The organism is Streptosporangium becharense (assembly GCF_014204985.1).
GTDB classification, from domain to species: Bacteria; Actinomycetota; Actinomycetes; order Streptosporangiales; family Streptosporangiaceae; genus Streptosporangium; species Streptosporangium becharense.
In genome coordinates this window covers 6,269,843-6,294,781 of the sequence record NZ_JACHMP010000001.1, presented here as the reverse complement: position 1 = coordinate 6,294,781, position 24,939 = coordinate 6,269,843, and the positions used below count along the sequence as shown (strand labels likewise).

Here is a 24,939-nt window from a genome sequence, read left to right as displayed (position 1 = left end):
CGGCTAGGGGACGGCGGGCACGGTGATCCGGCCGGAGATGATCTGTTTGCGGATCTCCTCCAGGCGCGGCGCTATGTCGCTGATGCCACCGCCGCTCGTGGCGTAGGCCACCCCTTCCTCCTTGAGCCCGAATTCGCGCAGCCCGTAGACCGCCTTGCCGGCCGCCGCCTCCTGGATGACGCGCAGCACCGCGACGTCGAGTTCCTTGGTGGCGCTGGTGAGGATCACGTCGGCCAGCTCCGGGTCGACCGTCTTGCGCTGGTCCACGTCGACCCCGATCGCCCACTTGCCCGCCGCTTTGGCCGCCTGGAAGACGCCGAGCCCGGAGGCGCCGGCGGCGTGATAGACGATGTCGGCGCCGCTGTCGTACATCCCGCGGGCCGCTTCCTGGGCCTTGTCCGGGGAGGAGAATCCACTGAAGTCGGGCGGCTGGGTGATGAACACGCTGGAGAGGTGGATCTTGGGGTTGATCTTCCGGGCACCGGCCGCGTATCCGGCCAGGAAGCTCTCCTGGGGCGGCGTCTGCACGCCGCCGATGAAACCGATCCGCCCGGTGGCCGACTTGAGGGCCGCCGCCGCTCCGACCAGGTAGCTCGCCTCCTCCTCCCTGAACGCCACGTTGGTGACGTTGGGCAGCTTCACCGTCGCGTCGTCGATGATGACGAACTGGGTGCGGGGGAAGGCCGGCGCGACCTTCGTCAGGGGCTGGGCGTAGAAGAAGCCGACGGCCAGGACGGGGTTGTGGCCCGTCTCCGCGAGCAGTCGCAGGACCTCCTCCAGGTCCGACCCGGCCGCGTTGGGGCTGAGTTCCTTGACCGGCACGCCCAGCTCCGCCTTCGCCCGGTCCACTCCGGCCCCCACGGAGTCGTTGAAGGACTTGTCGCCGCGCCCGCCGCGGCTGTAGGCCACTCCGACGGCGATCTTCGAAGCGGCGGCGCCGTCCTTGCCGGAGGCCGGGCCCGCGGCGGCGCCGTTCCCCGTGGTCGTGCAGGCCGTGAGCGAACACAGCAGCAAGCAGATGGCGAGTAGTCGAGCGGCGGACGGTCGGGGCATGGCGCACCTCTCAGATCGAACGCCCGCGTCTGGCACGGGCCCGGGGCCTACCTCCGCAGGCCGAGTCATCACCGGTCGGGTCTCGGTTCCAGCGGCACCCGTGGCGAACACTGTTCAGGCAGGCATCGACACTCCTCGGGCAGGTGCCGGGACACGTGGCCCGCCGGATCGGCGGGCACCGGTCAGTGGTGTCCGGTCAGTCGCTCCAGCCACGCGGCGACGCCGTCGTCGTCGTTGGACGCCGTCACCTCGTCGGCCGAGGCGAGCACCGCCGGATGGGCGTTCGCGACGGCCACCGCCGTACCCGCCCAGGTCAGCATGGGAAGGTCGTTCGGCATGTCGCCGAACGCGATCACGTCGTCGCCGGCGAACCCGAGTCGCCCCGCCATCACCTCCAGGGCGGCCGCCTTGGTGACGCCGGCGCGCATCACCTCGCAGAACACGTCCGCCGAGATGGTGACCTCGCATCCGGCGAGGATCCGGCGCACGCCCTCGTAGTAGTGGCGGGCGGTCCCCTCCAGTTGCACCATGAGCTTGCCGACGTTGTGCCGGTCGATCGCCTCCTCCAGTCGCGGCACCCGCCGCGCGCTGCGCGACAGGGCCGGGGGCAGTTCGAAGGAGTCCTCCAGCACCAGCTCCAGCCGGCACTCCGCCCCCAGCCGGACGCCCGGGAGCCGGCCGCGCAGGACCGCCAGCGCCTCCGCGACGTGCGTCTCGGCCAGCGGGTGGTAGTCGACCACCTCGTCCCGGACGAAGTCGAAGGTGATGGAGCCGTTCCCGCAGACCGCTACGGTCTCGTTGCCGAGCGCCACGGCCACGTGCCGGGTGTCACGAACCGGTCGCGCCGTCGCGATGGCGAAGACGTGCCCCGCGCTCCGCGCGCGGTGCACCGCCACGCGGGTGCGTTCCGACACCAGGCCGGAGGAGTTCAGCAGCGTCCCGTCGAGGTCGCACACGATCATCCGGCGTTTCACGACGTGCCGTCTCCTTCGTGGTCGGCGCGACGGGGACTGGAGATGACCGCGACGGGCGGGGCCGCGCCTGCCACCGGATCGGGGGCACGGCGGGGGCCGCGCACCGGCGGGTGCCTCACGCCCGGTCGCCCCGGGCACGCCCGCGCACCGGATCTTCCCCCGCGTCGGGGGGGAGGCCACGGTTTCCGCAGGGCGGGGGCCGGAAGACCGGCGCGTACGCGCGAAAGGGGAACCAGACCATGGCGACGTCTTGTGAGGCGGATGTCCGAATGTGGAGCCCGTGACCGTGGAACGGCACCATTCCTCCCCTGCGGGACAACGTGGACCGTCTTTCCCGGTCGGCGCTTGGGCAAGCGTCCCAGCGCCGGGAGTGCGGCACAAGTAAACCATGGGGGTAGCCGGAAGTTCACTTTACACAATCACCTGGAGTCGCATAATGAAGTGATTTCTCCGCCGATCGCCGGATCAACGCTTACTTCGTCACCGGAAATGTGCAACGGCGATTCCGCATGCGCCACGGGACCTGGCCGGCCGCCGCGGGGAGACGTCACCCGCACGAGGGCCGCGCCTGCCCACGCGGTCACGGCCGACCCCGCCGACGAGCCTCCGAGGTGCCGAATGCCGACCCAGCGCCTGACCCTGCTTCCCGCCGTCGACGTCCGGGACGGCCAGGCCGTCCGCCTCGTACGCGGCGAGTCCGGGTCCGAGACCTGGTACGGCGACCCGCTCGCCGCGGCGCTCGCCTGGCAGCGCGCGGGGGCCGAGTGGATACACCTGGTCGACCTCGACGCCGCCTTCGGCACCGGGACCAACAGGGAAGTGATCACGCAGGTGGTCGGGGCCCTCGACGTCAGGACCGAACTGTGCGGCGGCCTCCGCGACGACGACGCCGTGGCCGCGGCCCTGGCCACCGGCTGCACCCGGGTGGTCCTGGGCACGGGCGCCCTGGAGAGCCCCGGGTGGGTCGCGGACGTCATCGCCCGGCACGGCGATCGGGTCGCCGTCGAGCTGAGCGTCCGCGGCACCACCCTGCGCAGCCACGGCTGGACCCGGGACGCCGGCGAGCTCTACGAGACCCTGGCCCGGCTGGACTCGGCGGGGTGCGCACGGTACGTCGTCACCGACATCACCAGGGACGGCACCCTGCGGGGGCCCAACCTGGAACTGCTGGAGAACGTCTGCGCCGCCACCCGCGGCCCCGTCGTGGCCTCCGGTGGGGTGTCCTGCCTCGACGACCTCCGCGCCGTCGCCTCGCTGGCGCCCCTGGGGGTCGAGGGAGCCGTCGTGGGGAAGGCGCTCTACGCCGGGAACTTCACCCTGCGGGAGGCGTTGGACGCCGTGGGCGGCCCTGATCCGCGGCCGCGGGTGCCCGCCGAAAAAGGGTGATCAATCGACAGGCCCCGCGGAATCGGAACCGTTCTCACACATTGAATCGGCGGGTTGACGGGGCACCCGCGGTTGGATAGCTTGACCGGGCATACTTGATATACGTATATTGCATCGACCCGCATGTTTATGGCGGACCAAAACTGGAATTGTGCACCGCCCGCCGACGGGGAATCGGCGGATGGTGGGGGCACAGACGTCAGGCGACCGCCGCCCGGGATCGATGCGCGAAGCGCCGTCGCACGGATCAGCGCATGTCGCATTCCCTCGACGACGCCCGCACCACTTCTCCCTGCCCGGCCGCGGAATGCGTTGTTCGAGGGTCCAGTAGAGAGGGTCATGTGATGGATATCAGCGTGACGAAGGCCAGAAATCCGTTTCCGGCCCCTCCTTCCAGCCGGCGGCCCGGAGACAACGGCTCGCAGCGCTCGGAGCTGTCCGTCTTCTGGCTCGCCGAGGACGACATCTCCTATCACGGGCTCCCCCCGCTTCTCATGAAAGTGCCGAATGTGGGCAGGGCCGCGGTCGGGCAGAACGCGGCGGAGGCCAGGGCCCTGCTGGAGGAAGAGGATTTCGACCTGGCGGTGATACCGCTCACCGCGTTACCGGAGATTATGGGCGGCGGCCCCCTGCGGGCTTTCCCGAAGACATTGGCCACGATAAGGGAACAGGACGTGGAGGTCGTCTCGTCCCTGGGCCGGAGATACGGCGTGGACGGATATCTCCTGCGGGACGAGATCAACGTCGTGGGGCTGTCCGACGCCTTCGAGCAGGTGTTCCGCGGCGACGTGCCCGCCCCGTCCGGTGTGGCGCGCGGGCCGGTGACCGGCGCGGGAGACGCGTCCGGCCCCGCCGCGCACCCGATCAGAAGGCTGACCGAGCGCGAGCGCACCGTGCTGGCCCTGCTGCGGCGCGGGATGAGCAACCACCAGATCGCCCGGGCCATGGGGATAACCATCCACGGCGTCAAACGTCACGTCTCGAACCTGCTGGTGAAGTTCGACTGCTCCAACCGGACGGAGGTGGCCCTGGTCGCGGAGCGGCTGGGAATGGACTCCCCCTCCCGGAGTCGGCGTGCCGTACGGCGGGTGACGTAAGAACCCGTAATAAACGCCGCCGCGCACCGGGAATGATTCCTCCGAAATCATGTCGTGACTCCTTGACTGCATCAACGGAAGAGATAGCCTGCGGACAAGGATCGCCGACGAAAAAATGGAGTTACATTGGAAGTCCCCCCGATGGAACTGAGCGGTCGCGTTCCCATCATAAGAATCCAGGAACTCGAGGCGGACATGCAATCCGCCACCGAGGCCATCAGGTCCCAGCTGACCGGATGGGGTTTCATGGCCGCGGAGGTCCCCGGCATCGGCCGACGCGTCGAGAACATGATGAACGAATTCGCGTCGGCCTGCGCGTCGACCGAGCCGAGCCTGGCCGATTACAAGCACTCGTCCGTGCCGCAGCTGTCCGTCGGCGGCACGCACGGGTTCTTCCCGTACAACTCGGAGGTTCCCCGCCTGGCCAAGGGCGTGCCCGACCCCAAGGAGTTCATTCACGTGAGCGGGGCGATGATCGCCGATCAACCGCCCGGCGCGGGGGACGTCCTGCGTGCCTTCCCGGAGTTCGGGGCCTCCGCCACCGAGGTGTTCGACATCGCCTTCACGCTCATCTCACTCTTCGGCGAGGTCGTCCGCGGCATGATGCCGGACGGTACGCCGGCGCTGGATCTCTCCCGCGACGCCACCAACCTGCGGGTGATCCACTACAGGGACGTGGGCGACCGCCAGGTGCTGGCGCACGAGCACTCGGGGATCCAGATGCTCGGTCTCCAGCTTCCCCCCTCCGACCAGGGCCTGCAGTACATCCTGCATGACGGCACCTGGGTCGAGCCGGTGATCGCCAAGACCGACGTGGTCCTGTGCAACATAGGACGGATGCTGTCGAGCGCCTCCGACGGGCGATTCCGGCCGTCGACGCACCGCGTGCACACCAAGCCCATGCCTGCCGGCTACAAGCGCCTGTCGTCGGTGCTGTTCGCCTATCCGCCGCACAAGGCCCAGCAGTGGAAGATGGTGGACGGCGAGCTGACGATGATCAACGAGACGTGGGGCGACTTCATCGAGAACAGGTTCCAGGGCCTGGGGAAGTGACCGCCGCAGGGCCGACCGGCCGCCGACGCCCCCGCCGATGTCCCCGCCGGCGCCTCGCGGGAGACGCCAGGGTGCCTTCGCGTGGCCGGGCGGCGCGTACGCCCGGCCTGCGGGCTCACCCCGCCCCGGCAGGACCGGAACGGGTCAGGAGCCGGCGCCGCCGAGGCGGGTCAGGCGCCGCACCGCCTCATCGATGACCTCGTCCTTCTTGCAGAAGGCGAACCGGACGAAGTGGCTCCCGCGTTCGGGGCGGGCGTAGAAGACCTGGGTGGGGATGGCGACCACGCCCGCCAGGGACGGCAGCTCACGGGTCAGGGCGAGGCCGTCGGCGAAGCCGAGCGGCCGGATGTCGGTCTGCACGAAGTACGTGCCCTCGGGGCGGTGGACCTCGAAGCCCGCCGCGGCCAGCCCGGCCGTCAACCGGTCGCGCTTGGCCTCCAGGTCCGCGCGGAGGGCGGAGACCCAGTCGAGCTCGTGGCGCAGGCCGTGCGCGGCGGCGAGCTGCCAGGGGGCGGCGGCGGTGAAGGTGAGGAACTGCTTGACGGTCTGGACTGCGCGGACGAACCCGGGCGGGCCGCAGACCCAGCCGGTCTTCCAGCCGGTGACCGAGAAGGTCTTGCCCGCCGAGGAGATCATCACGGTGCGCTCGCGCATGCCGGGCAGCGTGGCCAGTGGGACGTGCTCGACGCCGTCGAAGGTGAGGTGCTCGTAGACCTCGTCGGTCACCGCGACCAGGTCGCGCTCCCGGCACAGCGTGGCGATCTCCTCCAGCTCGGTGCGGGTGAAGACCGTGCCGGTGGGGTTGTGCGGGGAGTTCACCAGGATCGCCCGGGTGCGCGGCCCGGCGGCGGCGCGCAGCTCGGCCGGGTCGAAGGTGAAGCGGCCCCCCACCGGACGCAGGGTGACCGGGCGGAGCACCGCCCCGGAGAGGGCGACGGAGGCGGCGTAGGAGTCGTAGTACGGCTCGAAGGCGATCACCTCGTCGCCGGGCTCGCACAACGCGAGGATCGTCGCCGCGATGGCCTCGGTGGCGCCGACGGTGACGAGCACCTCGCCGTCGGGGTCGTAGTCGAGGCCGTAGTGGGCCTTGCGGTGCTCGGCGACCGCCTGGCGCAGCTCGGGGACGCCGGGGCCGGGCGGGTACTGGTTGCGGCCGTCGCGGATCGCCGACACCGCGCGTTCCAGCATCGCGGCGGGCCCGTCGGTGTCGGGGAATCCCTGCCCCAGGTTGATGGAGCCCGTCCGCACCGCCAGCGCCGACATCTCGGCGAAGATCGTCGTTCCGAACCCGCGCATCCGCGCCACCAGAGGATCGCTCACGCGCTCCAGCGTAGTCGGCGCGCCGCCGGCGGCCACGCGCCGATCGCGGACACCCCGTCCCGGCCCGGGTGGCGCCGGGTGAGAGCGTCGCCGCCCCGGTCCGCTCCGTGTCCGGCGGCTGTTACGGTTTTCGGAGGCGTGACCAGGGGCGTGGCGAGGAGGCGTGACGGTGCTGGTGGTCCACGGGGCCTGGGCGGGTGACGGGCTGGCGGTCTGGGCGGAGGATCCGGCCGGTCCGACCGCGAGCACCTCCCGGGCGAAGGTCCGCCCGCACCCGTTCGCGGCTCCGGCCCCGGCCGTCCTCGACGCTCTCGCGCTGTGGGGGGACGCCGCCGCCGCGGCCGCGGGCAAGGCCGTCACCGAGGAGATCACCCTGCTCCTGCCCGGCTCGGCCCGGGGCCCGCTGCCCTCCCCCGAGTCCGGTCTGGACGTCACCGCGCGGCAGCCGAGGATCGGTTCCTGGCGGGTGCCCGCCCTGCTGGTCGAGCCGGGTGCGGCGCTGGGCCTGCTCGGCCACGTCGGCGCTCCGGACCGCCTCCCCGCGCGGACGTACGAGGCTCCCGGGTCTCCCGCCGGCTCCGGTGCCCCTCCCCCGGAGGCGTACGAACCAGATGAGGTCTTCCCGGAGGCGTACGAACCCGGTGAGTCCCAGCAAGGAGATCCGCGCACGCCGACCCCGGGGGAGTCCCTGCGGTATCTCGCCGTCGTCGCCGGGTACGCCCGTGACCTGGTCCGCCGGGGCCGGGTGCTGCCCCAGCTCGTCGCCGAGAACGGCGGGTACGCGGCGCGGTGGCGTCCGGTGCTGACCGGCCCCTACGCCGCCCGCTTCCGCGAGCTCGCCGCCGCGATGCCCCCGGTCTGCCGGGCCGTCGCCGAGGAGCGGCCCTCGGCCCACGTGCTGATCGAGGCCCTGGCCTGCCTGTCCGACGCGGCGGTGCGGCGTGCGCTCCCCGAACGCCTGCTCGGCGGGCACCGGCCGGGGACGCGCAGCCCCCTCGCCGACCGCTGGACGGTCGCCCTCACCGGGGAGAACGCGGCCCTTCCCGGGCTGACCCGGACGGCGGCCGACGAACTGACCGGGCCGCTGCAGGAGTGGTTCAGGTCGGCGCACCGGCTCGACGGGCCGGTCAGGGTCTGTTTCCGGCTGACCGAGCCCGCCGACGACCCCGCCGACGATCCCGGCGCCGCACCGGCCGCCGACCTCGTCGCGGAGTACGGCGGGCCCCCGGCGCCGCCGCGGGACGACGATCCCCGCTGGCGGGTGGAGTTCGCCGTCCAGTCATCGGAGGATCCGAGCCTCTACCTGCCCGCGCCGCTCGTCTGGGCGGGCGAGACCGCCCCCGGGCTTCCCGGCCGGCTCGACGAGGCGCTGCTGGCGGACCTCGGCCGGGCGGCCCGGCTCTACCCCGAGGTGGAGAGGGCGTTGCGCGGCCCCCGGCCGGCGGAGCTCGTCCTCGACACGGCGGGGGCGTTCGCGTTCCTCCGCCACGCCGCCCCGCTCCTGCAGGCGGCCGGGTTCGGCGTGCAGCTTCCCGCCTGGGCCGGCCGGACGAGGCTCGGGCTCAAGCTCACGGCCCGCTCGCAGCCGACCGGTCCCGGCGCCGCCGCCGACCAGGGGTTCGGGCTGCACCAGCTGGTGGACTTCCGCATGGACCTGGCGATCGGCGACGAGACGATCAGTGAGGAGGAGCTGGCCGAGCTGGCCAGGCTCAAGGTGCCGCTGGTCCGGGTGCGGGGCCGCTGGGTCGAGCTGGACGACCGCCAGCTCGGCGCCGCCCTGAAGGCGGTCGAGCGGCGCCGGTCGGGCGAGATGACGGTCGGTGAGCTGATCCGGGAGGTCGTCCACGGCGGCGACGAGGAACTGCCGGTCGTCGGGGTGGAGGCCGACGGGCTCCTCGGCGACCTGCTGTCCGGGGAGGCCGACCGCCGCCTCGAACCGATCACGACCCCCGCCGGTTTCCACGGCGTGCTCCGGCCGTACCAGGAGCGCGGGCTCTCCTGGCTCGCCTTCATGTCGAAGGTCGGGCTCGGCGGCATCCTCGCCGACGACATGGGCCTGGGCAAGACCGCGCAGACCCTCTCGCTGCTGCTCGACGAGCGCGCGGCGGGCGACCGGCCGGGGCCGACGCTGCTGGTGTGCCCGATGTCCCTGCTCAGCAACTGGCAGAAGGAGGCCGCCAGGTTCGCCCCGTCGCTGGACGTCTACCTGCACCACGGCGGCTCCCGGCTGCGCGGCGAGGAGCTGGACCGGCGGGTGGAGCGGGCGGACGTCGTCCTCACCACGTACGGCACCGCCCTGCGGGACCGGGAGGTGCTGGCCGCTCTCACCTGGGCGAGGGTCGTCTGCGACGAGGCGCAGGCCATCAAGAACAGCGTCGCCCGGCAGGCGCAGGCCGTACGGTCGCTTCCGGCCCGGAGCAGGTTCGCGCTGACGGGCACGCCGGTGGAGAACCACCTGGCGGAGCTCTGGTCGCTGATGGAGTTCTGCAACCCCGGCCTGCTCGGCCCGGCCAGGCGGTTCCGGGAGCGGTACCAGGAGCCGATCGAGCGGCACGGCGACGAGGCGGCGACCGCCGCGCTCAGGCGCGCCACCGGGCCGTTCGTGCTGCGGCGCCTCAAGACCGACAAGACGATCATCTCCGACCTGCCGGACAAGATGGAGATGAAGGTCTGGTGCACCCTCACCCCCGAGCAGGCGAGCCTCTACCAGGCCGTGGTCGAGGACATGATGAACAAGATCGCGGGCAGCGACGGCATCGAGCGGCGCGGCAACGTGCTCGCGACGATGACGAAGCTCAAGCAGGTCTGCAACCACCCCGCGCACCTGCTCAAGGACGGCTCGCGGCTGGCCGGCCGGTCAGGGAAGCTCGCCCGGCTGGAGGAACTGGCCGAGGAGATCATCAGCGAGGGTGACAAGGCCCTGGTGTTCACCCAGTACGCCGAGTTCGGCACGCTGCTCCAGCCGTACCTCGCGGCGCGGCTGGAACGCCCGGTGCTCTGGCTGCACGGGGGGCTGCCGAAGAGGCAGCGTGACGCGCTGGTGGAACGGTTCCAGCACGACGACGAGCCGATGCTGTTCCTGCTCTCGCTCAAGGCCGCGGGCACCGGGCTCAACCTGACCGGCGCCAACCACGTCGTCCACGTGGACCGGTGGTGGAACCCCGCCGTGGAGAACCAGGCGACCGACCGGGCGTTCCGGATCGGCCAGACCAGGAACGTCCAGGTCAGGAAGTTCATCTGTGTCGGCACCCTGGAGGAGCGGATCGACGAGATGATCGAACGCAAGCAGGCGCTCGCCGAGAGCGTCACCGGCACCGGCGAAGACTGGATCACCGGCCTGTCCACCGACCGGCTGCGTGAGCTGTTCCGGCTGGGGCCGGAGGCCGTCTCGTGACCGGGCTGGCCGGGACGCGTCCCGCTACGCCGCAGGAGGGGGCGTCGTGAGCAGGCAGGGATGGTTCGAGCCCTCCCGGCCGATCCGGGTCGAAGGCGGCCTCCGGGTGCGCAGCAGGCGCGGCTCCATCGGCGAGCGGTGGTGGTCGCGCCGGTTCATCGACATCCTCGAGGGCGTCTGCGACGCCGGAAGGCTCGGCCGGGGTCGCTCGTACGCGCGCTCCGGCCAGGTCCTCGACCTGGAGATCGGTCCGGGGCTGGTCACCGCGCGGGTCCAGGGGTCCAGGCGCACCCCGTACCGGGTCAGGGTGGAGATCGAGGCCTACGACGCCGGCCGGTGGCGCGAGCTCGCCGGCGCGCTCGCCGCGCAGGCCGTGCACCGCGCGAAGCTGCTCGCCGGGGAGATGCCCCCGGAGATCGAGGACGTCTTCGACGGGCGCGGGCTGCCGCTCTTCCCCGACCGGTACGGCCTGGAGATGGACTGCTCGTGCCCCGACTGGGGCTTCCCCTGCAAGCACCTGTCGGCCGTGCTGTACGTGCTGGCCGAGCGGTTCGACGACGACCCGTTCCTGGTGCTGGCCTGGCGGGGCATCGCCAGGGACGCGCTGCTCGACGCCCTGCGCGAGACGGCCGGCGGCACCTCCGGCGGGGACGGCCCGGCCCGGCCCGGCCTGTTCGACGTGGCCGACGAGCCGTTCGCCGACCGGTTGGCCGACTTCTACCGTCCGGGTGCCTCACCGGCCCGGCTCCGCGACCGGATGGCGCTGCCCGACACGCCGTCCGACCTGCTGCTGCGCGTCCTGGACGCGCCGCCGGTCAAGGCGCGGCACATCCCGCTCCTCGACCTGCTGCGGCCCGCCTACCGGAACCTGGCGCGGGACGACGAATCCTGAGCCCGGAACCCGGAGACCGGAACCCGGAGACCGGAACGGAACCGGGAAAGGACCGGCCCCGGAAGCCGGAGCGGACCCGGAAACCGGACCGGAACCCTGACCGGCCCCAGAACCCGGGACAGCCCCGGAACCCTGACCGGCCCCGGAGACCGTCCCGGAAAGCGGAACGGGCCCGGGGCCCGGTTCCGGCCGCGGGAGGCCGGATCCTCCTGCGGCCGGAACCCGGGACCCCGGGCCCGGGTGCGGCGATCAGACCGAGGCCAGGGCCGCCTCGGAGTCGAGGACCGTCGCGACGGCGTTGACGACCGCCGCGATCTTGATCCCTTCCTGGATCTGCTCGCGGGGCATGCCCGCCTGGCGCAGCACCTGCTCGTGCGACTCCAGGCACCGGCCGCAGCCGCCGATCGCGGAGACCGCCAGCGACCACAGCTCGAAGTCCGTCTTGTCGACGCCGGGGTTCCCGATGATCGACATGCGGAGCTTGGCGGGCATGGTCGCGTACGTCTCGTCACCGATCAGGTGCATGGACCGGTAGTAGACGTTGTTCATCGCCATGATCGCCGCGGCGGCGCGGGCCGCCTTGAACGCCTCGGCCGACAGGATGCCGGCCGCCTCGGCGGAGATCTCGGTGATCACCCAGGGCGACTTGGTGGCCGTCGCGCAGGCGAGCAGCGTCCCCCACAGCTGCTGCTCGCTCAGCGAGGAGGTCGTGATCAGCGACCCCAGGTTGAGCTTGATGTCCTTCGCGAAGTCGGGAAGGGCACCCTTGAGGTTGTCGATCGACATCAGGCGCCGGCCAGCAACTGCTGGGCGTCCAGGCCCGCCTCGCCCTTGTTCCAGTTGCACGGGCAGAGCTCGTCCGACTGGAGCGCGTCGAGGACCCGCAGCACCTCCTTGACGTTGCGTCCGACCGAACCCGCGGTCACCATCGTGAACTGGATCTCGTTGTTCGGGTCGACGATGAAGGTGGCGCGCTGGGCGACGCCGTCCTTGCCGAGGATGCCGAGCTCCTCGCAGAGCTCCCGCTTGACGTCCGACAGCATCGGGAAGGGCAGGTCACGCAGGTCGGGGTGGTTCTTGCGCCAGGCGTGGTGGACGAACTCGGAGTCGACCGAGAAACCCAGCACCTGGGCGTCGCGGTCGGCGAACTCCTCGTTCAGCCGGCCGAACTCGGCGATCTCGGTGGGGCACACGAAAGTGAAGTCCTTCGGCCAGGCGAAGTAGACCTTCCACTTGCCCTCGTAGGACTTGTGGTTGATCTCCGCGAAGGCCTTGTCCGCGTCCAGGTCGACACAGGCGGTCAGTTCGAACTCGGGAAACTGGTCACCGACGGTGAGCAAGTCCGGAACTCCTTTCGGGAGGACGTCGTTGTCGGGCCCCACTCTCTCGCATCTACCATTGATCCGCTAAATCGATCGGACAGACGACTCTGAGAGGTGTTTCCTATCAGTGATCCCGCACCCACCCTCGCCCAGCTGCGCGCCTTCCTCGCGGTGGCCGAGCACCTGCACTTCCGGGAGGCGGCCCACTCACTCCGGATGAGCCAGTCGGCACTGTCGAGCGCGGTGTCGGCACTGGAGGAGACCCTGCACACACGGTTACTGGAACGCACCACCAGGAAGGTGCTGCTGACCCCTACGGGCGAGCAGGTGGCCGTCCACGCCGCGCGGGTGCTCAAGGCGGTGGACGACCTGATGGGCGAGGCGGCGCACAGCCGGGAGCCGTTCAGCACCCCGGTCCACTTGGGGGTGATCCCCACGGTGGCGCCGTACGTGCTGCCGGTGCTGCTGCCGATGTTCGGGCAGGCGTTCCCGCTGCTCAAGCTCACCGTGCACGAGGCGAAGACCGAGACGATCGTGGAAGAGCTGCGCGAGGGCCGGCTGGACATGGTGCTGCTGGCGCTGCCGACCGAGACGACCGGCCTGGTGGAGGTGCCTCTCTACCACGAGGACTTCCTGCTCGCCGTCCCGCAGGACCACGCGCTGGCGCGGCAGAGCGGCCCGCTGGCCCGCGACGTGCTCAAGGACCTGGACATCGTCCTGCTCAACCAGGGGCACTGCCTGCGGGAACAGGCGATGGACATCTGCCGCGAGGTCGGCGCGCGGGCCACCGCGGCGACCTACGCGACCAGTCTGCCGACCCTGGTCCACCTGGTCGCGGGCGGCCTCGGGGTGACCCTGATCCCGGAGTCGGCGGTGCCGGTGGAGACGGGCAAGCACGCCCGGCTGGCGCTGCGCCGCTTCCGGGCCCCGGCGCCGGGCCGGACCATCGGGCTCGCCTACCGGGCGAGTTCCGGGAGGGCCGCGGAGTACCGCCGGCTGGCCGAGGCCGTTCACGCCGCCGTGGCCGGCCGGGGCCTTCCCGTCCGCATGGCCGCCCGGCCCGGCACGGACGGAGACGGCACCTCCCCGCCGCCCGGCAGCCCGGTCACCGCCCCGGCCCGCTGACCGGCGGCGGCGTCCGACGACCGGCGCGGCCCGCACCGGCGGTGATCGGCGGCGATCGGCGGGCCGGGGCGGGCACGGGCCACCGGGTCCGGGCCACCGGGTCCGGTTTGCCGGGAAGGCCACGGGTCCGGGGCGCCGGGTCCGGGTCGCCGGAAGGACCTTCCGGGTCGGCTCGCCGAAAGAGGCCGTGCCCAGCGGTGCGGGACCCACCCGATGGTGGTACGTCTAGTTCCCATGACCCGAAGACTTCACGAGCTCGACGCGCTCCGGGGTTTCGCGCTGTGCGGGATCATGCTGGTCAACACCTGGCAGCACACGCAGCGGCACGCGCCACGCGCCGAGCGCGGCGCCGTCGACTGGGTCGTCGAGAACCTGATGCAGGGCAGGTTCTACCCGATCTTCTCCTTCCTGTTCGGGCTGAGCTTCGTGCTGTTCCTGAGGTCGGCGGCCGAGCGGACCGCAGGCCCCCGGGTGGTGCTGCTGCGCAGGCTGGCGGTGCTGGCGCTCCTCGGGCTGGCGCACCACGTCGTCAACCCGGGCGAGGTCCTCCTGCCGTACGCGATCTTCGGGGTGCTGGTCCTGCTACCCGGTTCCTACCTGCCCCGGTTCCCCGTGGCGGTACTGGGGGTGGTCCTGATCGCGTGGGCGGTGAGCCAGGCGGGCGGGACACTCCTCATCCCCGGCCTGTTCGCGCTGGGGATGGCGCTGATGGAGTACGCCCCCTCCGGGCGGCTGCTGGCGCCGGTGTTCCTGGTCAGCGCGGCGCTGGGGGCCGCGTTCACCTGGCTGTGGGTCCGCGGCATGAGCGACCTGGCCCTCCCCCTCCACCCGGGGACCTACGCGGTCGCCGGGCTGACCTGCGCCACCGCCTACGCCACCGGGCTGCTGCTCCTGCTGCGGACCCGGCTGCGCGGGCCATTGCTGGGAGCGCTGAGCCCGTTGGGGCGGATGGCGCTGACCAACTACCTGATGAGCACCCCGATCATCCTGCTCGCCCTGCCGCTGCTCACCGCGGACCCGGCCCGGGGCGGCGTGGTGGTGCTCTCCGCCGCCGTGCTGGCGTTCCAGATCGTGTTCAGCCGGGTGTGGCTGGCGAGGTTCAGGTACGGCCCGCTGGAATGGGCGTGGCGGAGTCTCACATGGATGGAACGCGTACCGAACCGGCGGGTAGGGTCACACCCGTGACACACATCGCCCTGTGCCAGATCCCCGTCTCGGAGGACCCCGCCGTCAACCTCGGGCGTGCCCGCGAGGCCGTCGCGTCGGCCGCCGCGGCGGGCGCCGGGCTGGCCATCCTCCCGGAGGCCACGCTCACCCGGTACGGCAAGCGGATCACCCACCTCGCCGAACCGCTGGACGGGCCCTTCGTCAGCGGGCTGGCCGAGGCGGCGCGGACGCACGGCCTGGCGGTGATCGCCGGCACCTTCGAGCCCGGCGGGGACGACGGCAGGGTCCGCAACACCGCGGTCGCCATCGGCCCGTCGGGGACGATCGAGGCGACCTACCGGAAGATCCACCTGTTCGACTCCTTCGGCGCCCGCGAGTCGGAGCTGGTCGAGCCGGGCGACACGCCGACGGTGGTGGAGCTGGCCGGCCTGCGGGTGGGCCTGGTCACCTGCTACGACATCCGTTTCCCCGAGCTGGCCCGGGCCCTGGTCGACCGAGGGGCCGAGGTGTTCGCGGTGATCGCCGCGTGGGGGGCGGGGCCGATGAAGGAGGAGCACTGGGCGACCCTGGTGCGGGCCCGGGCGATCGAGAACACCACCTGGGTCGCCGCGGTGGGCCAGGCACCCGACCCGGAGTTCCGCGACGGCTTCGGGATCGGCCGGAGCATGCTGGTCGACCCCATGGGAACGGTCCGCGCCGACCTCGGCCCGGCAGCCGCCGTCCAGACGGTCGAGATCGACCCTCAGATCACGATTGCCACCCGGAATGCCCTACCCTGCCTGGAACACCGGCGGCTCCGGGCCGGCGGATCGTAAAATGCCGACCGTGAGTGAGGCACCCGGGCGGAGAACGCAGATGCAGAAGGTCATCCCACCTCGACTGCTCGTGCCCTATCTGGCCGGCAGGCGCACGGTGATCTCGGGATACGTCTACCGGGTTCAAGACTGTTCCCGGCTGACCACCCCGGCGCTGCTCTTCGCCGGCCTCGACCTGGGGTTCGAGGGCTCGGAACTGACCGCCGCGGTCCCGGAGATCTATCTGATGCGCTGGTTCGCCCGTGACATAGACGCCTATGTCGTCCCGTACGGCCCGCACATGGGCGGCGACTGGAACGACTCACCGCCCTTCGCCGGGAACGGCTTCACCACCTCGCGCGAGCATGTCGTGCCGCAGTTCCACACCGCACCCATACCGATACCCGCCGGGGCCGAGATCTTCCACGTGACCGCGGGCGGGGAGCGCCCGTTCGGCCGCTACGACGGGCTGAGCTGGCGGCCCGCCTCATGAGCGCCGAGATCGAGCCGGTGGCCTCCGGGTTCGCCGCCCACCACGCCGGCCGCACGTACGCCGCCGCGCTCGGCCCGGGGCTCTGCGACGTGGTGCTGTTCAGCGAGGAGCCCCGGGAGGGCTTCGAGGCGGCCGCGGGCTACTGGCGGGCGGTCGTCGCCCGCGAGGACCTCGACTGGCTGGTGCTGGTCCGCACGGTCGGCGCGTTCGGCGGCGAACCGTGCCTGATCCTCGACGTCTCCGAGGAGAACGGCGAGGAGAGCCTGCACATCGCCTACACCGGGCACAGCGGGACGAAGGCCGAGGCCCTGGGCTACTGGATGGTCGACCACGGCGCCTACGAGGTCGTCGTCCCCCGTGACGAGGTGATGTCCATCCGCGTCGAGCGCGTCCCCGTCCCCCTCACCCCGGCGGGCTCCGAGCCGTAACACCGGCGCGGAGCCCGTCCGGGTGTGCCCGCGGCCCCACCCCGGGCTCGCCCCGCCGGTGCGCCGGCGGTACCCGGCCGGGCCGCCGCGGGAGCCGCTCAGCCCGCGCCGAGTCCTCGGTAGCGGGCGAGCCGGGCGGCGAGGCGATCGGCGGGCGGCTGCCCGAGCAGTACGGCGAGCTCGTACTCCAGGGTGCGGGACACCCGGCGGCAGAACGCCTCCGGCTCGTAGGCCGCGTCGGGCGACTCGGGGATGATCCGGTCCACGATCCCGTCCCGCCGCAGGTCGGTCGATTTCACGCCCTGGGCCGCGGCGATCTCCGGGGCGAAGTCGACGCTCCGGTAGAGCAGTGCCGAGGCCCCCTCCGGGGGGAGCGGCGACAGCCAGCCGTGCTGCGCGCAGAGCACCCGGTCGGCGGGGAGCAGCGCGAGGGCACCGCCTCCGGCTCCCTCGCCCAGCAGCAGGCAGACGGTCGGCGCGTCGAGCGTCACCAGGTCGGCCAGGCACCGGGCGATCTCGGCGGCGAGACCGCCCTCCTCCGCCGCCTTCGACAGCGCGGCCCCGGCGGTGTCGATCACGGTGACCAGCGGCAACCGCAGCTCGGAGGCCAGGCGCATGCCGCGCCGGGCGACCCGGAGCCCCGCCGGGCCGAATGGGGCCACCACCCGCCGGCGGCTGCGGTCGTGGCCGAGTACGACGGCGGGAACCTCGCCGAACCTGGCGAGCGCGAGGAGCAGACCGGGGTCGTTCTCTCCCTCGCCGGTGCCGTTGAGCGGGGTGACGTCGCGGGCGGCCAGCTTGAGCAGCGCCCGCACGCCCGGACGGTCGTCACGGCGGGAGCGGGTGATGGCGTCCCAGGCATGGATCTGCGGGATCTCCTCCTCCGGTTCCGGGCCGGGGTCCAGCCCTTCGCGCGGAGCGCAGAGCACGTCGAGCACCCCGACGGCGACCTGCCGGGCCTCCTCCGCCGACACCACGGCGTCGACCAGGCCGTGGGCGAAGAGGTTCTCGGCCACCTGCACGCCCTCGGGGAACGGGTAGCCGTGCAGCGACTCGAACACCCTCGGCCCGAGGAACCCGATCAGCGCGCCCGGCTCGGCGGCGGTGACGTGCCCGAGCGACCCCCAGGAGGCGAAGACCCCGCCGGTGGTGGGATGGCGCAGGTAGACGACGTACGGCAGCCCCGCGGCCCGGTGCGCGGCCACCGCGGCGGTGATCTTCACCATCTGGGTGAAGGCCACGGCGCCCTCCTGCATCCGGGTGCCACCGGAGGCGGGGGCGGCCAGCAGCGGGAGCCGCTCGGCGGTGGCCCGCTCCACGGCGGCGGTGAGCCGCTCGGCCGCGGCCACTCCGATCGACCCGGCCAGGAAGGAGAACTCGCAGACGACGACGGCCACCCGGCGCCCGCCGAGGAGCCCCTCACCGGTGATCACCGACTCGTCGTACCCGGTCTTGGCCCGGACCGCGGCCAGTTCCTCGGCGTAGCCGGAGCCGGGCGGGGCGGGGTCGGCGGGCGGTGTGTCCCAGGACCGCCACGTGCCGGGGTCGAGGAAGGTGTCGATCAGCGTGCGCGCGCCGGGCCGCGCGGGGCTCATCCCCGCTCTCCCGGAGCGGACGTCACGGCGGTGTGCCATAAAGGCGTCGCAGCGCACGGAGCGGACGTCACGGCGGTGTGCCATAAAGGCGTCGCAGCGCACGGCGGAACAGGCGCGGCGGTCACCGCTCCTGCTCCTGCTCCTGCTCCTGCTCCTGCAGCCAGGCGAGCACCTCGTCGTCGTGCTCGCCGAGCCCCGGAGGGGGGGCGTGGCGCATCGGCGGGTCGCCGTCGAAACGCAGCGGCGGCCCGGGAAGCTCGATGGTGCCGAGCACGGGGTGCTCGACCTCGACGAGCAGGCCCTGGGAGCGGGTCTGCTCCCAGGCGTACACCTCGTCGATGGACCTGATGGCCCCGGCGGGCACACCCGCCTCGCCGAGTGCGGCCAGCCAGTGGGCCCTGTCGTGCCGGGCGAGCGCCCGCTCCATGTCGGCGATCAGCTCGTCCCGGTGCGCGAACCTCTCCCGGTTCGTCGCGTACTCAGCGGTGTCGGGATCGATGCCGAGCAGGGCGGCGACCTTCCGCCACTGCCCGTCGTTGGCCACCGCAATCTGGATCATGCCGTCGGCGCAGCGGAAGGCGCCGTAGGGGGCGATGGAGGCGTGATGGTTGCCGCCCGCCCTGGGCACCTGGCCGCCGACCGTCCACGCGGTGCCGTGGTAGGAGTGCACACCGGTCACCGCGGCCAGCAGCGACGTCCGCACGACCTTGCCCCGCCCGGTGCGCTCGCGCTCGTACAGGGCGGCGACGACACCGTACGCGCCGTGGATGCCGGCCAGCAGGTCGGCGATCGAGGCACCCACCCGGTACGGCTCGTCCGGGGACGGGCCGGTCAGGCTCATCAGACCGGCCTCGCCCTGGGCGATCTGGTCGTAACCGGGCCTGCCGCCCTCTGGCCCGTCGTGACCGAACCCGGTGATCGACAGGATGACTAGGCGGGGGTTGAGCTCGTGCAGCCGCTCGACGGGGAAACCCAGCCGGTCCAGGACCCCGGTGCGGAAGTTCTCGATGAGCACGTCGCTCTGGCGCACCAGGCGCTCGATCAACGTCCTGCCCTCGGCGGACTTCAGGTCGACGGCGATCGACCGCTTGTTGCGGTTGGCCGCCAGGAAGTAGGTGGAGATGTCGTGGCCGGGACCGACGAACGGCGGCCCCCAGCCCCGCGACTCGTCACCCCCGGCGGGATGCTCCACCTTGATCACTCGCGCGCCCAGGTCGCCGAGCATCTGCGCGGCGTGCGGGCCGGCGAGCGCGCGGGAGAGGTCGAGGACGACGATGTCGCCGAGAGCTCCCTGCAAGATCAACCTCCAGTGCGTGGTGGCCGAGCCTATTCGAAGCGGGGCCGCAAAGGCATGCCCGCCTCCGGCCGGCCGCGGGACCGCTTGGCCCGGTGTCCGGATGGGAGGAAATCCCATGATCCCCCATACGGGCCCCCGGTAGGACAGCCGGGGGTGACATCCCGCAACCGCATCGGTCGCGATCCCCGCCCGGAAACCACGACGCCCGCGTACTCCGGCCGGGAAACCGCGACGCCCGCGCGTTCCCGGCCGGGAAACCACGGTGGCCGCGTGTTCCCGGCCGGGAAACCACGGTGGCCGTCCGCCGGGATTGAGATGGTGACGGCCGGTTTCCCGGCCCTTCTCCCCCGGAGGCGACGGGAAACCCCTCCCGCCGCCCTGTCCGTCGGCACGACGATCCACCTGCCGGCCCCACCGCCGCATCCGGCGGCGCGGGCACGAAGACAGAAGTGAGGACGCGACATGCCGTCGAACCGCCTGACCGCGCTCTGCCTGACGGCCCTGCTGGCCGGAGGCCAGGCGCAGGCCGCCCCGCCGGACCCGCCCGCCGCGCTGCCCGGCGGCTCCAACTACGTCGCCTACCGGCTCGACGGCTGTGCCCGCGAGCCCTACGGCGTGGTGAACGGCTACGACGACGCCCCGGAAGTGATCGCGGACCAGCTCGCGGCCATGTCGCGTGCCGGACAGCGGCGGCTGCGGATCGGGATCTTCCACCACCGCGGCCCCGACTCGGGGACGGTGATGGACTCCACCGGCGGCGACCTTTCCCCGCGCAACCGGAGCAACCTGGCCGCTCTGCTCGCCGCGGTCAGGGCGGCCGGCTTCGCCGAGGTCCTGGTCGCCTTCTTCCCTCAGGACTCCAACCACCCGCTCCGCTGGACCCGGTTCGACGAGGCCCTGTACCGGGAGAACCGCGACCTGATCCGCAGGGTGCGGGCGATCGTCGCCGCCGCGGGCCTGCCCTACCGCATCGACCTGCTGAACGAGGGGGCTCCGGCCACCGGGCAAGACCTCCTGCGCCGGTACGCCACCCGGCTCTGGGCCGACTACACCGGCGCGTACGGCACCGCGGACACCGTCGGGTTCTCCCTCTCGGTGTGGGTCGCCGACCGGGTGAGCCGGCTGCCGGCCGTCTACGGCGGCAACCCGCCGCCGGTGTTCGACGTCCACCTGTACGGGGACGACTGGAACGGTGAGGAATACCGCCAGTTCCTGGACGCCCACGCCGCGATGGAGCGGCTCGGCTACCACCAGCCCTGGATCATCGGCGAGGCGTACCACAATGATCCGGTCGCGGCGGCGGGCATCCGCCGGGCGATCACCGAGACCCGCCGCGAGGTGCGCTATCTCACCCAGTGGCCGCTGAGCCGGGCCCGCCGCTGCACGGATGTGGACATCGCACCCCCCACCGCCTACGAGGCGTACTCGTCGGCCGGGTTCTGATCCGTCCCGGTCCCGGGTCCGGGACGGATCAGGAGGACGGCGCCGGGCAGGGAGGCCGGTACGCCGGGCCGGGAAAGTGACGCTCCCATTCGGACCGGGTGATACCGGGGTGCGCGAGCGCGCAGATCCGGGCGGCGACGCGCTCGGCGTCGGGGTCCCACAACCGGATCGTGCGGTCGGCGCTCGCCGTGGCCAGGGTACCGCCACCGGGGTTGAAGGCGGCCACCCGGACGGCGTCCGTGTGCCCGGTGAGCTGGGCCAGCGGCTCGGGGGCACGGAGGTCGGCCAGATCCCACAACCGGACGGTCCGGTCGTCACCCGCGGTGGCGAGGGTGCCACCACCGGGGCCGAACGCCACCGAGCTGACGCCGGCGCGGTGCCCGGTGAGGGTGGAGATCACGTTCGGGCGGTGGGGGCGGGTCAGGTCCCACAGCCGCGCGGTCTGGTCGAAGCTCGCGCTGGCCAGGGTGCGGCCGTCCGGGCTGAACGCGACCGAGTAGACGGCGCTGGTGTGCCCCTCCAGAGTGAAGGTCGGCACGGGGTGACGCGGGTCGGCGAGGCTCCACAGGCGCACCGTGTTGTCGAAACCCCCGCTGGCGAGCATGCGGCCGTCCGGACTGAACGCCACCGAGTAGACGGCGTTCCCGTGCCCGGGAAGCTCCGCGGTCAGCACGGGACGGCGGGGGTCGGCGAGGCTCCACAGGCGCACCGTGTTGTCGAAACCCGCGCCGGCGAGCATGCGGCCCGCGAACGCCACGGTGCGGACCCTGGCGGTGGGCTCGGTGAGAGTGGGGAGGCCGACGGGGGCCTTCGGGTCGGACACGTCCCACAGCCGCACGGTCTCGTCCTCGCCGCCGGCCGCCAGGATCCGCCCGTCGGAGCTGAACGCCACGGCGTGGTAGGTGCCGGTCGGGCCGGTGGGGGCTCCCAGCGGTGTGGGACGGTAGAGGTCGGTCACGTCCCACAGCCGCACCTTCCGGTCGTCCCCGGCCGTGGCCAGGATCCTCCCGTCGGGGGTGAACGCGGCGGCGCGGGCGGCACCGGTGTGTCCTCTCGCGATCGGGCCCGAGACGTCCCAGAGCCGTGTCGTGTGGTCCCAGCTGCCGGTGGCCAGGACGCGGCCGTCCGGGCTGAACGCGGCCGATCCCACCGTGTTGCTGTGACCGTTGAGCGCCGTGGCCGGACGGGGGTTCGCCGGGTCGTCCAGGGCCCATACGACGGCGGTGTGGTCCCAGCCTCCGGTGACGAGCGACCGCCCGTCCGGGGCGAACGCCACCGTGACGACCGGACCGGTGTGGGCGTCACGCAGGACGGCGAGGGAGCGCGGGCTCCCCGGCCGGGAGAGGTCCCACAGCCGTGCCGTGCGGTCGTCGCTCCCCGTTGCCAGGGTACGGCCGTCGGGACTGAACACCACCGCCCAGATGTCCTCGTCGTGACCGGTGAGGCTGTCCAGGAAGCGCGGACGGCGCGGGTCGGAGACGTCCCACAGCCGGGCGGTGTTGTCGTCGCCGGTGCTGACCAGGAGCCGGTCGTCCGGGCTCAGCGCCACCCCGCGGACGACGCCGACGTGACCGGTCAGGGTGGCGAGCGGACGCGGGCGGCGGGGGTCGGAGACGTCCCACAGCCGTGTCGTGCGGTCGTCACCGGCGGTGGCGACCGTGCGGCCATCGGAGCTGAACGCCACCGACCAGACAGGGAGGGGCCGGCCGGCGAAGACGGCCAGCGGCCGGGGCCGGCGCCGGTCGGAGACGTCCCATAGCCGGACGGAGCCGTCGAACCCGGCGGTGACCAGTTTCCGCCCGTCACCGCTCAGCGCGACCGATTCGACGTCGGCCCCGTCGCCCGCGAACGCGACCGGCTCGCGTGGCCGATGCGGGTTCGTGACGTCCCACAGCCGGACGCCGTCGTCACCGGCGGTGACGAGCGTGCGCCCGTCAGGGCTGAAGACCACCTTGTTGACGTCGTCGCCACCGGTCAACCGGTTGGCGTAGGGCGCGGTGAAGGCGGTGAGCAGGCTACCGCGTGCCTCGTCCGTGGGAGAGAGACGGTAGGAGGCCAGGCTGAGCTGCGCGGCCAGTGCCGGGTCGGCGGTCCGGAGACCGGTGGCCTCGACGGCGATCCGCTGGGACAGCGTGACGTCGCGTTGCCGTGTGGCGGTCTGCCGGGTGTGCATGGCGAAGACGCCGGTGGCGGTGGCCAGTACCAGCAGGACGGTGAGCGTGACCACCAGGTGACGCAGGCGGCGGGCGCGGCGGCGGACCGCGGCCCGCTCGGCGGCGCGCGCGGCCAAGCCGGCGTCCAGGAAGCGCCGTTCCATGGCCGTCAGCGCGGCGTCACCGCCGGCGGCCCAGTCGTGCGCCGTCTGCAGGCGGGTGCCGCGGTACAGCAAGGATGGGTCGCGGCCCTCACGCTCCCACTCGTGCGCCGCCTCCGACAACTGCCGGTGGGTGCGCAGGCCGACGCGGTCGGCGTGGATCCACTCGCGCAGGCGCGGCCAAGCCCGCAACAGGGCCTCGTGGGCGAGCCGGACATGGTCGGCGTCCGCGGTGAGCAGGCGCGCGGCGGTGAAGGAAGCGATCACCTCGGCGGTGGCCTCCACCGGGAAATGGGTCTCGGGCAGCTGCCGGACGTCGACCGGGCGGCGGGTCTCGGCGTTGTCCTCCCCCACGCACACCATCCGCAGCAGCAGCCGGCGGGCGATCTCCCGGCGGTGTGCGTCCAGCCGGGAGAAGACGTGTTCGGCCGTGGCGGCCACCGCGCCGCCGATCCCGCCGGTCAGCCGGTAGCCCTCCACGGTCAGGACGTCGCCCCTCCGGTGCTGCCAGGTGGTCAGGAGCGCGTGCGACAGCAGCGGCAGCGTGCCGGGCTCATGCGCCGGGCCCGCCCCGGATCCGTCCAGCTCCGGCGGCACCCCCATGTCACGCAGCAGCAGCTCCACCAGGCCGGGTTCCAAGGTCAGACCGGCCGCGCGGGCGGGACCGGTGATGACCTCGCGCAGCTCGGGCAGGGTCATCGGCCCCAGCGGCAGCTGCCCGTCGCGCAGGCTCGCCACCAGGTCGGGGTAGGACAGACAGTGACCGTAGAAGTCGGCGCGCACCCCGAGCACGACCAGTGCCGCCGGCCCCCGGGCGGGGTCGCCGGCCGGGAGACGAGCGGCCAGGGCGTGCACCGCGGTGAGGAAGACACGCCGTTCGGCCTGGTCGCCGCAGAGGGTGAAGATCTCCTCCAGCTGGTCCACGACCAGCACCAGCCGCCGCTCCGTGCCGGGGACGCGGCCCCGGCCCCCTGAGCCGCCCGGACCGTTCGCGTGGTCCGGGCCACCCGCACCGGGCGGGCCGCTCATCTGGTTCGGACCACCCGCACCGTTCGCGTGGTCCTGTGCCTTTCGCAGGCCGTTCGGCACGTGCGACGCCGTCCGCGGGCCGTTCAGCGCGGCCCGGACACGGGCGGCGAACACGGCGGGGTCCTCGGCGAGCGCTCGGCCCAGAACCTGCGCGGCGAGCCCGACGGCCGCACCGACCCGGGCCAGCAGCTCGTCGACCGGACGCTCACCGGGGGTGAACAGGATCGCAGGCCACGTACGGGAGCCCACCGCGGGTAACGCCCCGCGACGGACCGCGGGCAGCAACCCCGCCCGCAACAGGGACGACTTCCCCGCCCCCGAGGGGGCGACCACCACCAGCGGACCCCGCCCTCGGATGTGCTCGGCCAGCCACCCCACCAGCACCCCGATCGCGCGTTCCCGGCCGAAGAACCAGCGCGAGTCTTCCGGCTCGTAGGCGCTCAGCCCTCGGTACGGACACGCCTCGGCCACCCGCGCGACCAGCTCCGCCAGCTCACCGCCGGTCTCCAGCGCCTCGTCACACCGGTGCGCCACTCCGGGCGTCAGCGTCTTCTCATCGGTCTCTATCTTGCTGAGGTAGCCCTTGCTGTAGTGCGTCAGCCGGGACAGCTCGTTGAGGGAGAGCCCGCGCTCCAGCCGCAGCCGCCGCAACCTGGCTCCCGGACCGCTGGCGGGCCCCGTCTGCGGCACCCCGACCCGGGCTCCGCCGTCCGCCCCCTGGGACGCCCCCTGGGACACTGCGCTCGGATCGTCCGGCCTCTCC

19 protein-coding genes are annotated in these 24,939 nt (G+C 72.7%); 11 read left to right on the top strand and 8 right to left on the bottom strand.

Annotated elements, in window-relative coordinates; translation table 11 throughout:
* Positions 1-3 precede the first annotated feature (3 nt).
* The gene (locus F4562_RS27520) at positions 4-1,053 is read right to left on the bottom strand and encodes a BMP family lipoprotein (protein ID WP_184541555.1); all 1,050 of its coding nucleotides are present in this window, start codon (positions 1,051-1,053) and stop codon (positions 4-6) included.
* 182 nt (positions 1,054-1,235) lie between these two features.
* On the bottom strand, positions 1,236-2,027 hold the full coding sequence (locus F4562_RS27515) for an HAD family hydrolase (protein ID WP_184541556.1): 792 nt from the start codon (positions 2,025-2,027) through the stop codon (positions 1,236-1,238).
* Between the two features lie 618 nt (positions 2,028-2,645).
* Between F4562_RS27515 and priA the strand changes: the two genes are divergently transcribed.
* From priA to F4562_RS27500, 3 genes are all read left to right on the top strand, one after another.
* Entirely contained in the window at positions 2,646-3,413 is a 768-nt protein-coding gene (gene priA / locus F4562_RS27510) for a bifunctional 1-(5-phosphoribosyl)-5-((5-phosphoribosylamino)methylideneamino)imidazole-4-carboxamide isomerase/phosphoribosylanthranilate isomerase PriA (protein ID WP_184541557.1), read from the top strand.
* 356 nt (positions 3,414-3,769) lie between these two features.
* Entirely contained in the window at positions 3,770-4,510 is a 741-nt protein-coding gene (locus tag F4562_RS36000) for a response regulator transcription factor (protein ID WP_184541558.1), read from the top strand.
* Positions 4,511-4,705: 195 nt separating this feature from the next.
* Positions 4,706-5,563 carry an isopenicillin N synthase family oxygenase gene (locus F4562_RS27500; protein ID WP_184541559.1) on the top strand — a complete coding sequence of 286 codons (858 nt, stop codon included), beginning with the start codon at positions 4,706-4,708 and terminating at the stop codon, positions 5,561-5,563.
* Between the two features lie 144 nt (positions 5,564-5,707).
* On the opposite strand, the gene F4562_RS27495 is transcribed toward F4562_RS27500, so the two are convergent.
* Positions 5,708-6,883 carry a pyridoxal phosphate-dependent aminotransferase gene (locus F4562_RS27495; protein ID WP_184541560.1) on the bottom strand — a complete coding sequence of 392 codons (1,176 nt, stop codon included), beginning with the start codon at positions 6,881-6,883 and terminating at the stop codon, positions 5,708-5,710.
* Between the two features lie 169 nt (positions 6,884-7,052).
* Between F4562_RS27495 and F4562_RS27490 the strand changes: the two genes are divergently transcribed.
* Both F4562_RS27490 and F4562_RS36480 read left to right on the top strand, forming a co-directional pair.
* Positions 7,053-10,277: a DEAD/DEAH box helicase gene (locus tag F4562_RS27490; protein WP_184541807.1), complete on the top strand. Its 3,225-nt coding sequence runs from the start codon at positions 7,053-7,055 to the stop codon at positions 10,275-10,277.
* Between the two features lie 46 nt (positions 10,278-10,323).
* Positions 10,324-11,169: an SWIM zinc finger family protein gene (locus tag F4562_RS36480; protein ID WP_184541561.1), complete on the top strand. Its 846-nt coding sequence runs from the start codon at positions 10,324-10,326 to the stop codon at positions 11,167-11,169.
* A 249-nt stretch (positions 11,170-11,418) separates the two neighbouring features.
* On the opposite strand, the gene ahpD is transcribed toward F4562_RS36480, so the two are convergent.
* Positions 11,419-11,955 carry an alkylhydroperoxidase, AhpD family gene (gene ahpD / locus F4562_RS27480; protein ID WP_184541562.1) on the bottom strand — a complete coding sequence of 179 codons (537 nt, stop codon included), beginning with the start codon at positions 11,953-11,955 and terminating at the stop codon, positions 11,419-11,421.
* On the bottom strand, positions 11,955-12,509 hold the full coding sequence (locus F4562_RS27475) for a peroxiredoxin (protein ID WP_184541563.1): 555 nt from the start codon (positions 12,507-12,509) through the stop codon (positions 11,955-11,957). Before F4562_RS27475 ends, ahpD begins: the two co-directional genes overlap by 1 nt.
* Positions 12,510-12,605: 96 nt before the next feature.
* On the opposite strand from F4562_RS27475, the gene F4562_RS27470 reads away from it, so the two are divergent.
* The 5 genes from F4562_RS27470 to F4562_RS27450 all read left to right on the top strand — a co-directional run bounded on the left by F4562_RS27470 (position 12,606) and on the right by F4562_RS27450 (position 16,498).
* Complete coding sequence (locus tag F4562_RS27470; protein ID WP_184541564.1) at positions 12,606-13,616, top strand: LysR substrate-binding domain-containing protein; 1,011 nt, start codon at positions 12,606-12,608, stop codon at positions 13,614-13,616.
* A gap of 234 nt (positions 13,617-13,850) precedes the next feature.
* Positions 13,851-14,801 carry a DUF418 domain-containing protein gene (locus F4562_RS35995; protein ID WP_281402958.1) on the top strand — a complete coding sequence of 317 codons (951 nt, stop codon included), beginning with the start codon at positions 13,851-13,853 and terminating at the stop codon, positions 14,799-14,801.
* Positions 14,798-15,598, top strand: a complete 801-nt coding sequence (locus F4562_RS27460) for a carbon-nitrogen hydrolase family protein (protein ID WP_184541566.1) — start codon at positions 14,798-14,800, stop codon at positions 15,596-15,598. The genes F4562_RS35995 and F4562_RS27460 overlap by 4 nt, the downstream gene beginning before the upstream one ends.
* Before the next feature lie 10 nt (positions 15,599-15,608).
* Positions 15,609-16,070 carry a hypothetical protein gene (locus F4562_RS27455; protein WP_311733996.1) on the top strand — a complete coding sequence of 154 codons (462 nt, stop codon included), beginning with the start codon at positions 15,609-15,611 and terminating at the stop codon, positions 16,068-16,070.
* Positions 16,067-16,498: a hypothetical protein gene (locus F4562_RS27450; RefSeq protein ID WP_184541567.1), complete on the top strand. Its 432-nt coding sequence runs from the start codon at positions 16,067-16,069 to the stop codon at positions 16,496-16,498. Before F4562_RS27455 ends, F4562_RS27450 begins: the two co-directional genes overlap by 4 nt.
* 98 nt (positions 16,499-16,596) lie before the next feature.
* On the opposite strand, the gene F4562_RS27445 is transcribed toward F4562_RS27450, so the two are convergent.
* Together F4562_RS27445 and F4562_RS27440 are read right to left on the bottom strand one after the other, a co-directional pair.
* Positions 16,597-18,093, bottom strand: coding sequence for a carboxyl transferase domain-containing protein (locus F4562_RS27445; RefSeq protein ID WP_184541568.1), 1,497 nt, complete (start codon positions 18,091-18,093; stop codon positions 16,597-16,599).
* Between the two features lie 121 nt (positions 18,094-18,214).
* Entirely contained in the window at positions 18,215-19,390 is a 1,176-nt protein-coding gene (locus F4562_RS27440) for a CaiB/BaiF CoA transferase family protein (RefSeq protein ID WP_184541569.1), read from the bottom strand.
* Between the two features lie 462 nt (positions 19,391-19,852).
* On the opposite strand from F4562_RS27440, the gene F4562_RS27435 reads away from it, so the two are divergent.
* Complete coding sequence (locus F4562_RS27435; RefSeq protein WP_184541570.1) at positions 19,853-20,833, top strand: hypothetical protein; 981 nt, start codon at positions 19,853-19,855, stop codon at positions 20,831-20,833.
* Between the two features lie 28 nt (positions 20,834-20,861).
* On the opposite strand, the gene F4562_RS27430 is transcribed toward F4562_RS27435, so the two are convergent.
* Positions 20,862-24,914: an nSTAND1 domain-containing NTPase gene (locus F4562_RS27430; protein WP_184541571.1), complete on the bottom strand. Its 4,053-nt coding sequence runs from the start codon at positions 24,912-24,914 to the stop codon at positions 20,862-20,864.
* Positions 24,915-24,939 lie beyond the last annotated feature (25 nt).